This is a genomic window from Alloalcanivorax sp. C16-2, from assembly GCF_046507615.1.
Classification (GTDB): Bacteria; Pseudomonadota; Gammaproteobacteria; order Pseudomonadales; family Alcanivoracaceae; genus Alloalcanivorax; species Alloalcanivorax marinus_A.
Genome location: NZ_JBKFTL010000001.1, coordinates 1933778 through 1947224 on the forward strand (window position 1 = coordinate 1933778; position 13447 = coordinate 1947224).

Here is a 13447-nt window from a genome sequence, read left to right on the forward strand (position 1 = left end):
TTCAAGGATTAAGGACATCCCATGACTGAACTGGCAGACACTCTGTTCCGCGCCTACGACATCCGCGGCATTTACGAGGACACCCTCACCGTGGACGCGGCCCGTCTGATCGGCCTGGCCATCGGCACGGAAGTGCGCGCCAAGGGCGGCGACACCGTGGCGGTGGGCCGCGATGGCCGGCTGTCTTCCCCGGCGCTGGTGGACGGCCTCGCCCGGGGCCTGCAGGCGAGCGGCTGCAACGTGGTGGAAGTGGGCCTGGTGCCCACCCCGGTGCTGTATTTCGCCACCCACCATTACCACGACGCCGACTCCGGCGTGATGGTCACCGGCAGCCACAACCCGCCGGACTACAACGGCTTCAAGATCGTTATTCAGGGCACGGCGCTGTCCGGTGATGCCATCCAGGCTCTCAAGGCCCGCATTCAGCGCGGGGACTTCAGCGAAGGCGAGGGCACTCGCGAGCAACGGGACGTGCTGCCCGCCTACCTGAACGCCGTGCAACGCCGCCATCAGTTGGCGCGCCCGCTCAAGGTGGTGGTGGACTGCGGCAACGGCGCCGCCGGCGTTACCGCCCCGGAGGCACTGATGCTGCTCGGCTGCGACGTGGTGCCCCTGTACGCGGACGTGGACGGCACCTTCCCCAACCACCACCCGGACCCGGGCGACATTGAAACCCTCAAGGACCTGATCGCCACCGTTAGCGAGGAAAACGCCGACCTGGGGCTGGCCTTCGATGGCGACGGCGACCGGCTCGGCGTGGTGCTTCCCGATGGCGACGTGGTCTACCCGGACATTCTGCTCATGGCCCTGGCCGAGGACCTGGCCTCCCGGGTGCCCGGCGCCAAGGTGATCTTCGACGTCAAATGCACCGGCGAGCTGTTCGACGTGATCAGAAAGGCCGGCGGCGAGCCGGAAATGTGGCGCACCGGCCACTCGCTGATCAAGGCGCGCATGAAGGAAACCGGCGCCCTGCTGGCCGGCGAGATGAGCGGCCATATCTTCTTCGCCGAGGACTGGTACGGCTTTGACGACGCCACCCTGGCGGCGGCCCGGCTGCTGGGCATTCTCAGCCGCTATGACGGCGACGCGGTGAGCTTCTTCCAGCGCTTCCCGCGCCTGCACTCCACCCCGGAGATCCAGATCCAGGTTACCGAGGAGAACAAGTTCGCCATCATCGAGTACCTGCAGGAGCACGCCGACCTGGGCGAGGGCGAGCGCCGGGTCATTGACGGTATCCGCATGGATTACCCGGACGGCTGGGGTCTGTGCCGGGCCTCCAACACCTCGCCGAAGCTGGTGACCCGCTACGAAGCCCGCGACGACGCCACCCTGGCGCGCATCCGCCAGCGCTTCGAAGCCGCCATCGAGCAGGCCATTCAGGCGGTGGGCTGAGCCCACCGCTGCCACCTCCCTATCGCGACTGAAGTCGCTCCTACGGCGGTCTTTGATGCTGTAGGAGCGACTTCAGTCGCGATCCCCCCAAACCCAATGGCACACCCCAACCCCTCTCTGCTATCCTCAAACCAAGCAAGCGCTTGGTTTATGGCGCACCCGATCAAAGCCCCCCGATTCAAGAACAAGGAGCGACCGTGGCCGACCTGTCCTATTTCAACGAAACCCACGAGATGGTGCGCGACACCGTGCGCAAGTTCGTGGAACGCGAGATCCTGCCCCAGGTGAACGACTGGGAGGAGGCCGGCACCTTCCCCCGTGAGCTGTACAAGAAGGCGGCCGACGCCGGCATCCTCGGCATCGGCGCCCCGGAACGCTGGGGCGGCAGCGGCGAGGACGTGTTCATGAAGGTGGCCGCCTGCGAGGAAATCACCCGCTGTACCTCCGGCGGCGTGGGCGCCAGCCTGGGCTCCCTGGACATCGGCCTGCCGCCGGTGTGGAAGTGGGGCTCCGAGGCCCTGCAGGAGCGGGTGGTGCCGGCGGTGCTGGCCGGCGACAAGATCGCCGCTCTGGCGATCACCGAGCCCGGCGGTGGCTCCGACGTGGCCAACCTGCGCACCAAGGCCACCCGCGATGGTGACCACTATGTGGTGAACGGCGCCAAGACCTTCATTACCAGCGGCGTGCGCGCGGACTACTACACGGTGGCGGTGCGCACCGGCGGCGCCGGTTTCGGCGGTGTGTCCCTGCTGCTGGTGGAGAAGGGTACCCCGGGCTTCACCGTGGGCCGGGAGCTGAAGAAGATGGGCTGGTGGGCGTCCGATACCGCCGAGCTGTATTTCGAGGACTGCCGGGTGCCGGCGGAAAACCTGATCGGCCCGGAGAACGGCGGCTTCTACTGCATCATGAGCAACTTCCAGATGGAGCGGCTGATCCTGGCGGTGACCGCCAACATGACCGCCCAGGTGGCGCTGGAAGAGGCCATGGCCTACGCCAGGGAGCGCCAGGCCTTTGGCCGGCCCATCGCCGGCTTCCAGGTGACCCGCCACAAGCTGGCGGAGATGGCCACCCAGGTGGCCGTGAGCCGGGAATTCACCTACCGCACGGCGGCGCGCATCGCCAACGGCGAGGACTGCGTGCTGGACGTGTCCATGGCCAAGAACCAGGCCACGCAATGCGCCGACCGGGTGACCTGGGACGCGGTGCAGATCTTCGGCGGCGCCGGCTACATGCGTGGCACCGTGGTGGAGCGGCTGTTCCGGGACAACCGCATCCTGTCCATCGGCGGCGGCACCTACGAGATCATGAACGAGGTGATCGCCAAGCGGCTGGGGCTCTAGCTAGCGTCAGCCGGCGGTGCACTCCGCCCGGGAGCTGTCGAGCTTGCAGCGGATCTTGCGCAGCAGGTCCAGCATGTCGCCGTCGTAGTAGCCTTCCTTGCGCAGCTGGTCCCGGGAGTCCTGCATCATCAGCTCGTATTCGCGCTTGTCCTCGTCGGGGATGTCCACCCACCATTTGGGGTCGACCTGATCCGACTCACGCTTGAGCTGCTCCAGTACCTTGTCCAGGTTGTCGTAAAAATACTCCCGGGACTTCTGCGCGATCTCCGTCGGGAACCGGTCTTCCTTGCCCACCAGCTGGATCGAGAGCTGCAACAGCGGGTAATCGATGATGCCACCGTCGGGCTGCAGGCCCTTGTACAGTTCCAGCACGTTGTAGGCCACCAGGGGCGCGGCGATCACGTCCACGGAGCCGTTGTTGAACTTGCCGGCGAAGTTGGTGATGTCCGAGGGCACCGGGGTGGCGCCGGCGGCGGCCACCATCTTGGCCTGGGTGGGGTCGAAATCGAGCACCGCCACTTTCTTGCCGGCGGCCTTGGCCAGGGAGTTGATCTCCCGGTCGTTGACGAACAGGTAGGCGGCGCCGATGGGGGCGATGCCGATCACCTCGTAGGAATTGGCGGTGAGCTGCTCGGCGCGGCTCGGGTGCGACAGCACGCGCAGGGCGAGCTTCATGTGCTCCATGGTGGGCAGGGCGCCGATGGAGTCCAGGGTGCCGGCGTACTTGTTGAACTGGCGGGCGCGCAGCCCGGTGATCAGGGAGGCATCGCACTGGCCGGCCTTGAGGTCCTCGGCGGCCACTTGCTCATTGGTGTAGACGCGCAGGTTGGCCTTCAGGCCCCAGTTCAGCGCGGCGGCGCGCCAGTCCTTCATGGCGGCCATGGTGGGGCCCATCTGGCCGGCGATATCGAATACGCAGATGTCGCGTTCGATCTGCTCCTGGGCCTGGGCGGCGCCGGCCAGCAACAGGGTGGCGGCGGCCAGGAGGGCGCTGAAGCGTTTTGTCATGGTTATGGTCCTTCATCCGGGTCTCTGTCCGGATGGTAGGCGGGTGGCGCCAGGACACAAAACCTTGGCGCCCGGGTGAGTGAGCGTTTCGGTCACCCGCCGGGCCGATCGCGACTAAAGCGGAACGCCGCCCGGTCGCTCCTACCACGTACCCCCACCGTAGGAGCGACTTTAGTCGCGATAGTCCGCCGGCCTAGAAGCTGTAATTCTTCAGCCGGTTGGCTTGCTGCCGGTAGAGACTCACCGGGTCGGTGCTCCACAGATCGTGCAGGCCGAGCACCTGGTTGACCTCGTCCAGGTGATTCATGCGGTAGTCATCGCGGATCACCATGCCCAGATGGCTGGAACAGCTGCTCACCAGGCCATCGTTGGGCTCGCCCAGGAACACGATGGACGTGGCCGCCAGGAACGGGTCGGACGGGTCGAGAACATTGGTGAGGGTCTTGGCGCCGCTCCAGGAGAAGTAGGAAACGCCGTTGGCGGCCTGCCGGGGCGCGTCGCCGCAGTAGCGGGCCGGTATGCCCTCCGGATACCGCTGGTTGAAGGCCACCGTATCGGCGGTGGTGAGCGCCTTGAGCGCGGCCAGGATGTCCTGCTCGTTGCCGCCGCCGGAGAACAGGTCGATAAGCCCGGCCAGGGCGTTGCCCAGGTAGCCGATCAGGTTGCCGGAGAAGGGCACGTTATCAACCACGCCCTGCAGCACGTCCGCCAGCCGGGCGCCCCAGTTGACGCCGCCGACGCTGGTCACCGAGGCCACGTACTCAGGGTACACCGAGGCCACGTAGCGGGTGGTGGGGCCGCCGTGGCTGTGGCCGATCAGGTTGACCCGCTCGGCGCCGGTGCTGGCGAGGATGGTTTCCACCTGGCGCGCCAGCTGCTCGCCGCGCACGGCGGTGTCCTCGGCGGCGCTCACCTGGGCCACGTAGACCTCGGCGCCGCCCTGGCGCAGTTCCTCGGGGATACGATACCAGTAGTCCACGCCGGCGGCGGTGTCGAAGCCGAACAGGCCATGGACCAGAACGATGGGGTAACGGGTGGCGGTGTAATCGGCGATGGCCTGGGCCGGCACCGACAGCACCACGAGCATGAGGGCGCTCAGCAGCGCCTGGAGCAACGTTTTCATAAGCTTCCCTGTTTGTGTTGTTGTTGAATTGTTGGTTATGCGCCAAGGTCCTGTTGGCGGGAACCTTCCCGGGAAGTGAAGGTTCAAGCTAAGACTAGCGCCGCTCTTGCCGGTGTTGCACTAATAAAAAAGTCGTAATCCGATCAGCGGTGATAACAACAAGACGGAGTACAGGGATGAGAATCATGATCGTGGCGCTGAGCGCGCTGCTGCTGGTGGCCGGCGCGGCCTGGTGGTGGCGGGACGGTGCGGGTGGCCCGGCGCGCCCGGCGGTGGCCGCCGCTTCCACCGGGGCCCCCGCCGGACCGGCCTTCCAGGGGGGCTCGGATTTCGCCACCTTCGCCGCCCGGGGCGCCCGGCTGGAGAGCGAGCCGGCCAGTTGGCGCGGCACCGAGCCGGACGGTGCCCTGCGGGTGGACGACAACGGCGACTTGATCGTCACCGAGGAGGTGCGGCGGCGCTTCGATTACTTCCTTTCCGCCCTCGGCGAGGAGGATCTCAACGTGCTGCGCGCCCGGGTGGCGGCACACCTGGACGCGGCGCTGCCGCCGGCGGCGGCGCGCCAGGCCTGGGATTTGTTCGAGCGCTACACCGGCTACCGGGCGGCGCTACGCGGGCTCGATAGCCCGGATAACAACACCGCCGCCCTGCGCCGCGGCCTGGAGGAGCGGCGGGCGCTGCGTCGGCGCTGGTTCGACGCCGAGGCCCGGGAGGCATTCTTCGGTTTCCGTGACCGCTATGACAGCTTCGCCCTGGACCGGCGCGCCATTCTTGAGGACCCGGCCCTGAGCGCTGAGGAGAAGGCGGCCCGGGTGAGCGCGTTGGAGGCCGACCTGGCGCCGCGGTTGCGCGCCATGGTGGAAGCCACCCGGCGCCCGGTGTCGGTGGCGGCGCAGGTGGACCGGCTGCGCGAGCAGGGCGCCTCGGAGGCGCGGGTGTACCAGCTGCGTGAGCGGGAACTGGGCGCCGAGGCGGCGGAGCGGCTGGCGGATCTGGATCATCGGCGGGCGGAATGGGAGCGGCGCTATGATGAGTACCGCGAGCAGCGCGAGGGGATTCTGCACAGTGGCCTGGCGCCGGAGGACCGGGACGCCCAGGTGCGGGCCCTGCGCGCGCGCCTGTTCGACCAGCAGGAGCAGCGGCGGGTGCAGGCGTTGGATCGTATCCGGTGACGCCGGGTGATCGCGACTGAAGTCGCTCCTACGTCGTAAATTCTGCCGTAGGAGCGACTGGGCGGCACTCCACTTCAGTCGCGATTCGACTCAGCCTTTGGTCTGGTTGGCCACCGCCTCGGCGGCCTTGGCGGCGGCTTCCTCGTCGCCCAGGTAGTAGTTCTTGATCGGCTTCAGATCGTCGTCCAGCTCGTAGACCATGGGAATCCCGGTGGGGATGTTGAGCTTGACGATGTCCTCGTCGGAAATGCCGCTCAGGTGTTTCACCAGGGCGCGCAGACTGTTGCCGTGGGCGCAGATCAGCACCTGCTTGCCGGCCCGCACCTGGGGCTCGATTTCCGCCTGGTAGTAGGGCAGGAAGCGGGCGACGGTGTCCTTGAGGCTCTCGGACAGCGGAATCTTGCTCTCGTCCAGGTCCTTGTAGACGCGCAGACGGCCGGCGTAACGCTCGTCGTCGCGGTCCATCTTGGGCGGCGGCGTATCGTAGCTGCGGCGCCAGATCAGCACCTGCTCGTCGCCGTACTTCTCGGCGGTCTCCGCCTTGTTGAGCCCTTGCAGGGCACCGTAGTGGCGTTCGTTGAGGCGGTAGTCCCGGGTCACCGGAATCCACATCTGGTCCATGCCATCGAGGATGGTCCACAGCGTGCGGATGGCGCGTTTGAGCACCGAGGTGTAAGCCATGTCGAACTCAAAGCCGGCTTCCTTCAGCAGCTCGCCGGCCTGACGCGCTTCCTCGCGGCCCTGCTCGGTGAGATCCACGTCCTTCCAGCCGGTGAAGCGGTTTTCCTTGTTCCAGACGCTCTGGCCGTGGCGGACCAGTACCAGTTTGGTGCTCATGGGCGGTTCCTGTGCGGTTTCCGTGATCGTGACGGCGGCGAATGGTACCAGAAACCGGCCCGCGCGTTGTAGGCCGGTCGGCCGCGTTTCGGGGGGCGGCTCCGATCCGTATAATGCGCGGGATCATTGGCAAGCCATGGATCGACATGACCTATATCTGGTGCGACAGCGCCGAGGCGCTGGGGGAATGGACCGCCCGCCTGCCCGCCGGGGCGCCGCTTTATCTGGACACGGAATTCATGCGCGAGCGCACCTACTACCCGCGTCTGGCGCTGGTGCAGGTGCACGACGGCGAGGCGATCCGCCTGATCGACACCACCCGGGTGGCGGCGGCGGATCTGGCGCCGGCGCTGGCGGAGCGGCCCCTGGTGATGCATGCCTGCTCCGAGGATCTGGAGGCCCTGGCGGCGTTTTCCGGGGCCTACCCGGCGGCGGTGGAGGACACCCAGATCGCCGCCGCGCTGATCGGCGAGGACATGCAGCTCAGCTATCAGCGGTTGGTGGAGGGGCGGCTGGGAGTGAGCCTGCCCAAGGGGGCGACCCGCACCGACTGGCTCAAGCGACCGCTCAGCGAGGAGCAGTTGCGCTACGCCGTGGACGACGTGAAATACCTGCCGGAGCTGACCGATGGCCTGCGCGAGGCACTGGCGCGGCTGGGCCGGGAGGCCTGGTGGCGCGAGGAGTGCGCGCGGTTGCGCGAGGATGCGCTCAAACGCGCCGAGCCCGGCGACGCCTGGCGTCAGGTGAAGGGCGCGGGTACCCTGCGCGGCCAGGAGCTGGCGGTGCTGGAGGTGCTTGCCCAGTGGCGCGAGGATACCGCCCGGGAACGGGATCTGCCCAAGGGGTTCGTGGTGCGCGACAATACCTTGCTGGATCTGTGCCGGGCCGGTTCGCTGTCCCGGGAGCGGCTGCGCGAGCTGGGTATGCATCCCAAGGCGATCCGCCGCGATGGCGACACCCTTCTGGCGTTGGCCGCCGACGCCGCTGGCGCGACGCCGCCGGCGCCGTTGCCGGGCCCCTTGGAGCCGGCCCAGCGCCAGACCGTCAAGAGGTTGCGCGAGGCGGTGTCGCGGATCGCCGATGATCTGGGCCTCAAGCCCGATGTGCTGGTGCGCCGGCGCTGGCTGGAGGCGCTGGTGCGCGATCCCGGGCGGTTGCCCGAGCCGCTGACCGGCTGGCGCCATGATCTGGTGGCCCGGCCCCTGCTCGAATTGCTGTGAGAGACCGATGACCCTGGAAGGCAAGCTGTTCTGTTCCATTTACAAGAGTCCGCGCCGCGAGGGCATGTACCTGTACGTGGAGCGCACCAAGGGGCTCAAGGATCTGCCCGAGGCGCTGATCAGCCAGTTCGGCGCGCCGCGCCATGTGACCGACATGATCCTTACCCCGGAGCGGCCCCTGGCCCGCGTCGAGGTGGATCAGGTGATGGCGCGCATCCGTGAGCAGGGCTTTTATCTGCAGATGCCGCCGCCGCCGGATGAGGACCTGTACCTGGCCAATGGCCACCCGGACCGTCCGCGCCATGCGTGAGCGTTTCTGGGAACGACCGCTGGAAGAGTTGGACGAAGCGGAGTGGGAAGCGCTTTGCGATGGCTGTGGACGCTGTTGTCTGGTTAAACTTCAGGACGAGGACAGCGGCGAGGTGGCCTTCACCAACGTGGCCTGCGCTTATCTGGACGATGCCGTCTGCCGGTGCACCGTTTACCCTGAGCGCCAGCGCTACGTGCCTGACTGCATGCCGGTGACCACCGAGGTGGCCCGGCATTTTGACTGGTTGCCGGCCACCTGCGCCTACCGCCGCCGCGCCAACGGCCAGCCGTTGGCTTCCTGGCACCCGCTGATTTCCGGTCGCGCCGACTCCGTGCGTGAGGCGGGCATCAGCGTCAGTGGCAGGGTGGTGTCCGAACGGGGGGTGGCCGAGGACGACCTGGAAGAGCATATTGTTCACTGGGTGGGCTGACGCCGCCCCGACCGAATCTTGGAGTAATCGTGACGACGAAAGCCTATATGTGGGGATGGTTCGCCTATTTGCTGGGTAGTGTGGGGGTGCTGTTCGTGCTGTGGTACATCACCCGGCCGTTCATGACTTCGCTGCGCCTGCCGTTGCGCGCGGTGGGCGCGGCCCTGCTGCTGACGCCCTGGTCGGTGTCGCCGGAACACGGCCAGTTGGCGCCGGCCTGGGTGGCGGCGCTGTTCGACGGTCTGTTCCAGGAAGAGATGAGTTCCTGGCGCGCCGGCGGGCCCTTGCTGGCCATCGTGGTGGTGGCGTTGCTGGTGGCCCTGGCGGAGCTGTGGCGACGCCATCGCAAGTACGGCGGCTATCACGACGATGGTGACGCGGAGGTGGAGTGAGCGATTGCGTCTTTTGTCGCATCCTCGCCGGTGAGCTGCCGGGCAGCGTGGTCTACCGAGATGAGCGGGCCATGGTGCTGCTGGACCTGTTTCCGGTGCGCGAGGCGCATTGCCTGGTGATTCCGGTGGAGCACCATGTGCTGCTGCAGGAGCTGTCGCCGGAGCTCACCGCGCACCTGTTCGAGCTGGCGCGGCGTACCATCCGTGCCCAGAAGCTGGCCGGCCTGGACGTGCTGGCGCACAACGTGATCGTCAACGACGGCCGCGAGGCCAACCAGCACGTGCCCCATGTGCATGTGCATGTGATTCCGCGCCGGGGGGGCGACACCCTGGCCACCGCCCTGACCTGGGGCACCCGCATGATGAACATCTTCGGGCTGGCCAAGCGCCGCCATCGCCTGGACCGGCTGGCCGGGCTGCTCGCCGAGCATTTCCCCAAGGCCTGAATCGCGACTGAAGCGGAACGCCGCCTCAAGGCCGCGCGCAGCAGCGCAGCCGCAACGGCCAGCGCACGGTCCTTTCCTGTTCGCCCCAGCGTGCCCGCAGCAGCGGCAGAAACGCCGCCAGCGGGTCCTCGCCGGCGGCGCGGGCCTTCACCAGCGCGGACCAGGTGTCCAGGTAGCCGGCCATGTCGCGCCAGCGCCAGCGGCGTTCGATATCGCCGGGGTTGGGCACCGTGCTTTCCGGCCAGGGCAGGGTCACCCGTCGGTAGCCTTCGATCACTTGCCAGCGCGCCGCCGGCCACCAGGGCCGCAGCTCCCGGTCGTGGAAATCCTCGATCAGCCCATCCAGTCCGTCCACGCTGCACAGTCCGTAACTGATGATCGCCAGCAGCCCGCCGGGGCGCAGCACCCGCCCGGCTTCATGGAAGAAAGCGGGCAATGGGAACCAGTGCAGGGCCTGGGCCACGGTGATCAGATCCAGGTTGGCGTCGGCCAGGGGCAGGGCATCGGCGCGCGCCACCAGGTAACGGCTGGCGCCGGCGGGGGCGGCGCTTACCTGCTCCAGGCTCACGTCGATGCCCAGCACCTGCTGGAAATGGGGTTCCAGCGCCCGGCAGGCCTGGCCGCTACCACAGCCCAGATCCAGCGCGCGGCGCCGGCCGGGGCTGCGTTCGGCGAGCCCGGCGAACAACGCCGGCGGGTAATCCGGGCGGTGGTTCTGGTAGTGGTCGCCGCGTTGGAACAGGGGGCCGCCGGAGGCGTTGTTCATGGCCGGTCCGAGCCTTCGAAGCGGGCTTCCCAGGCCTGGCCGTCACTGCGCTCCAGGTCCAGGGCGATGCCGGCGCGCCATTGCCCCAACGGCGCGGCGCACCAGGCCACGGTGCCGAACAGGTGCAGCGGCGCGGCCTGGTCGGGCAGGCTCACCCACAGTTCCACATCGGTGTCCGGGTGGATGGCATGGGGAAAGGTGACCCCCAGGCCGGTGCGGGATACGTCCCGGCATAGCAGGTGCAGAGGCTCATCGTCGCCGGTTTCCCGGCGCAGAGTCAGGGCCACGCCGGTGGGGGCGTGATGACGAGGGTGATGGCGATGTTCTTCCCGGGACGCCATGGGTCAACCGTAGATCAGGCGGTCCACCACCGCGGCGGCCACGGCGATGCCGGCGGTAACCAGGAACAGTACGCCGAGCAGCGTCAGGGCCGGTTTGAAGGATTTGGGCAGGGGCTCGGTGGGGCGGCCTCCGGCGCGCTGGGGTTGCGGGCGGTTCATGGTGACCTCGTGTCGGCTGGATGACATTGTCACGAGAGTATCCAATATCCCCGGGCCGGAGAAAACCCGCCGGGCGTTCCGCTTTAGCCGCGAAACGCCCGCTCAGCGGCCGCGATGGCTTCAGCCCGCCTCGATGCGCTGGAACAACCAGCCGTGCACGCTATCGGAAATCAGCGGCAGGAAGGCGATGATCAGCAGCGCGGTGAGCATCACGCTGATCGGCAGCAGGAATTTCTCGTAACGGCGGAAGAAACTGCCGGTCTTGAGCTTGGCGCTCTCCACCTCGTCGTCGCCCACCACCTGCCGCGTCAGCAGATGGTTGAGCGCCACCGGTGGTGTCAGGTAACCCAGCTCGAAGGCGACCAGGGCGATCATCCAGAAGTGCAGCGAGCTGATGCCGTTGGCCTCGGCCATGGGCGCCATGGCGGCGTTGACCAGAATCACCGCGCCCAGCGGGTCGATGAACATGCCCACCAGCACCAGGGCCACCACGAAGAAGCCGGCGGCGATCCAGATCGAGCCGAAGGTTTCCGGCAGCGCCTCCAGCACACCGGAGCGCTCGATAATGCCGGCGGCGCCCATGGACATGGCCATCAGCATCAGCAGCGCGCCGATGTGGCCGGTGGTCTCGGAAGTGGCGAAGCGCATGGAGCCTTCGAAGTTTTCCGCCACGCCTTGTTCCGGCGCGTAGTGCGGGTCCTTGTCGCCGGGCACCAGATAGGTGACCAGCAGGAACACCATGAACATCAGGTTGCGCCAGAAATCCTCCCACAACATCGCTTCCAGTTCCTGGGGGGCCATATTCCCGGGTAGAGGGTTTCCCGGCGGAGAGGCGGCGCCGGCGGTGAGCGCCTGGTAGCCGTGCCACACTTCCTGCCAGGACAGCACCAGCATGGCGGCCATGAACAGGGCGAACAGATGCACCACATGGCGGCTCAGTTTTTCGTAGATAAGGATCGCCAGCAGCATCACCGGAAGGATGATGGGCGCGGAGAACTCGTCCAGCTGCCGGTCCAGCAGGTCGTTGAAGAACAGCGCCACGGCGCCCACCACGATGCCGTAGGGCATCAGTGGCACCATGCGCTTGAGGCTGGCCGGCAGCGCCTGCGCGAAGGGCGCGATGCGCGCCGGCGTGGTACGCGCGAACTGGCTGTAAATGAAGAACACCAGCAGGCTGAGCGCGAATACCTTGCCGCCGGCGGAGAACATTTCCGCGGTGGTCACGTTCTTGTTGAGCGCGGCGATCACCACCACGATCAGGCAGGGCCGCAGCACCACGCCCATGGAGCCGGACATGGCGGTGGCGGCCAGAGCCAGTTGCTTGCGCGCGCCGACCCGGATCAGCTCGCGGTAGATGGTGGCGCCGGCGGCGATCACGAAGATGCCGGAGGCGCCGGTATAGGCGGTGAGCACGGCGGCGAAGGCGAGCACCACCACGCTCATCAGTTCCGGTGACAGATTCCACGGCCGCATCACGTCGAAGACGATGTGGGTGAGCCGGGTCTGTTTGAGCATCATGCCGATCCAGATGTACAGCGCCAGATTCAGGAACAGGGTGGAAAGCTCCATCATCATGTTCATGTACACGCTGACGCCGTGGAAATAACCCTGGCCGTAGAACTGCATCGAGGCGGAGATGCACATGAAGCTGAACAGCGGAATGGTAAGGAACGCCTTGCCCCAGGAGCCGCCTTCTTCCAGATCGCGGGGCGGACGCACCAGCTGGTAAACGGCGGCGGCGGTGAGGATGGCGAAACCGGCGATCCACACCGAATGCAGATAGAGGGCATCGACGGTGACACCCGCCTGGGCGGCGCGCAGGTCGGAGGCACGATAAACCAGCGCCGACACCAGCAGCAGCGAATTGGAGGCCACCTGGGCGAGGTTGGAAATCAGATGGTCCTTGCGGGTTCGCGATGGTCGCAGGGCGATATGGTGGCGCTGGAAGGTGGTGGTGGTGGCGCAGATCAGCAGTAGCAGCGCCAGCAGCAGGCGCTTGTAGTCGCCCAGGGTGGCCACCAGCGCGGCCAGGCCGCCCTCGATGTTGCGGAAGGTCACCACGCTGGGCGTGACCTTTTCCTCAACGGTTTGATAGCGGTCCCACTTGTCGCGGCAGTTGGCGCGGGCGGCGAGCAGGGAGTCGCGAATCGCGTCGCGGTTCACGGCGCCGCCGCCAAGCAGATCGCCGAGCGGGTCGGAATCCGCTTCCGCCTTGCGTCTCTCGGCGATCTCGTTGACGCGCTGGTCGATGTTCGGGTCGCGATCGCACTCCGGTGCCGGGGTCAGGCCGGCGGTGCGCAGCAGAAAATATTCCTCCCAGGTGGCTTCGCCGATTTTCAGCAATTGGGAATGAATGATCTGCCCGGATGAAAGAAACACAACCAACACCAGCAACAACAGAACGGGCAGCGTCGACAGCCATTCTTGCGGCGAGCGGTGGAGCAGGGCGGAGGGCCGTTTCCCCATGATCGTTATCCTTGTTTTTATCGTTATTGGTTTTTGTCGTTTTCA

15 protein-coding genes are annotated in these 13447 nt (G+C 67.0%); 8 read left to right on the forward strand and 7 right to left on the reverse strand.

Features of this window, described 5'->3' with window-relative positions:
* Positions 1-21: 21 nt before the first annotated feature.
* The gene (locus ACLD02_RS08920; protein WP_410298507.1) at positions 22-1392 is read left to right on the forward strand and encodes a phosphomannomutase/phosphoglucomutase; all 1371 of its coding nucleotides are present in this window, start codon (positions 22-24) and stop codon (positions 1390-1392) included.
* A gap of 197 nt (positions 1393-1589) precedes the next feature.
* The gene (locus tag ACLD02_RS08925; RefSeq protein ID WP_410298508.1) at positions 1590-2732 is read left to right on the forward strand and encodes an acyl-CoA dehydrogenase family protein; all 1143 of its coding nucleotides are present in this window, start codon (positions 1590-1592) and stop codon (positions 2730-2732) included.
* 6 nt (positions 2733-2738) lie between these two features.
* Here the strand turns inward: ACLD02_RS08925 and ACLD02_RS08930 are convergent, their stop codons facing one another.
* Together ACLD02_RS08930 and ACLD02_RS08935 are read right to left on the reverse strand one after the other, a co-directional pair.
* Positions 2739-3740 carry a putative solute-binding protein gene (locus ACLD02_RS08930; protein WP_410298509.1) on the reverse strand — a complete coding sequence of 334 codons (1002 nt, stop codon included), beginning with the start codon at positions 3738-3740 and terminating at the stop codon, positions 2739-2741.
* Positions 3741-3933: 193 nt separating this feature from the next.
* Positions 3934-4863, reverse strand: coding sequence for a lipase family alpha/beta hydrolase (locus ACLD02_RS08935; protein ID WP_203100930.1), 930 nt, complete (start codon positions 4861-4863; stop codon positions 3934-3936).
* Between the two features lie 176 nt (positions 4864-5039).
* Here ACLD02_RS08935 and ACLD02_RS08940 point away from each other — a divergent pair, with 176 nt between their 5' ends.
* Positions 5040-6035: a lipase secretion chaperone gene (locus ACLD02_RS08940; RefSeq protein ID WP_410298510.1), complete on the forward strand. Its 996-nt coding sequence runs from the start codon at positions 5040-5042 to the stop codon at positions 6033-6035.
* 90 nt (positions 6036-6125) lie between these two features.
* Here the strand turns inward: ACLD02_RS08940 and gpmA are convergent, their stop codons facing one another.
* Positions 6126-6872, reverse strand: a complete 747-nt coding sequence (gpmA, locus tag ACLD02_RS08945; RefSeq protein WP_203100932.1) for a 2,3-diphosphoglycerate-dependent phosphoglycerate mutase — start codon at positions 6870-6872, stop codon at positions 6126-6128.
* Between the two features lie 113 nt (positions 6873-6985).
* Here gpmA and rnd point away from each other — a divergent pair, with 113 nt between their 5' ends.
* From rnd to ACLD02_RS08970, 5 genes are read left to right on the forward strand one after another with little or no spacing between them, the layout of a single operon-like run.
* Positions 6986-8092 carry a ribonuclease D gene (rnd, locus tag ACLD02_RS08950; RefSeq protein ID WP_410298511.1) on the forward strand — a complete coding sequence of 369 codons (1107 nt, stop codon included), beginning with the start codon at positions 6986-6988 and terminating at the stop codon, positions 8090-8092.
* Positions 8093-8099: 7 nt separating this feature from the next.
* A complete protein-coding gene (locus ACLD02_RS08955; protein ID WP_203100934.1) occupies positions 8100-8402 on the forward strand; it encodes a YcgL domain-containing protein in 303 nt (100 codons plus the stop codon).
* On the forward strand, positions 8371-8832 hold the full coding sequence (locus ACLD02_RS08960) for a YcgN family cysteine cluster protein (RefSeq protein WP_410298512.1): 462 nt from the start codon (positions 8371-8373) through the stop codon (positions 8830-8832). Before ACLD02_RS08955 ends, ACLD02_RS08960 begins: the two co-directional genes overlap by 32 nt.
* Positions 8833-8861: 29 nt before the next feature.
* On the forward strand, positions 8862-9224 hold the full coding sequence (locus tag ACLD02_RS08965; RefSeq protein ID WP_338015162.1) for a hypothetical protein: 363 nt from the start codon (positions 8862-8864) through the stop codon (positions 9222-9224).
* Entirely contained in the window at positions 9221-9670 is a 450-nt protein-coding gene (locus tag ACLD02_RS08970) for an HIT domain-containing protein (protein ID WP_203100935.1), read from the forward strand. Before ACLD02_RS08965 ends, ACLD02_RS08970 begins: the two co-directional genes overlap by 4 nt.
* 25 nt (positions 9671-9695) lie before the next feature.
* Here the strand turns inward: ACLD02_RS08970 and ACLD02_RS08975 are convergent, their stop codons facing one another.
* The 4 genes from ACLD02_RS08975 to ACLD02_RS08990 all read right to left on the reverse strand — a co-directional run bounded on the left by ACLD02_RS08975 (position 9696) and on the right by ACLD02_RS08990 (position 13402).
* Positions 9696-10436 carry a class I SAM-dependent methyltransferase gene (locus ACLD02_RS08975; RefSeq protein WP_203100937.1) on the reverse strand — a complete coding sequence of 247 codons (741 nt, stop codon included), beginning with the start codon at positions 10434-10436 and terminating at the stop codon, positions 9696-9698.
* The gene (locus tag ACLD02_RS08980) at positions 10433-10777 is read right to left on the reverse strand and encodes a PilZ domain-containing protein (protein WP_203100947.1); all 345 of its coding nucleotides are present in this window, start codon (positions 10775-10777) and stop codon (positions 10433-10435) included. Before ACLD02_RS08980 ends, ACLD02_RS08975 begins: the two co-directional genes overlap by 4 nt.
* Before the next feature lie 3 nt (positions 10778-10780).
* Complete coding sequence (locus tag ACLD02_RS08985) at positions 10781-10936, reverse strand: hypothetical protein (RefSeq protein ID WP_203100949.1); 156 nt, start codon at positions 10934-10936, stop codon at positions 10781-10783.
* 120 nt (positions 10937-11056) lie between these two features.
* Positions 11057-13402 carry a TRAP transporter large permease subunit gene (locus ACLD02_RS08990; protein WP_410298513.1) on the reverse strand — a complete coding sequence of 782 codons (2346 nt, stop codon included), beginning with the start codon at positions 13400-13402 and terminating at the stop codon, positions 11057-11059.
* Positions 13403-13447: the final 45 nt, after the last annotated feature.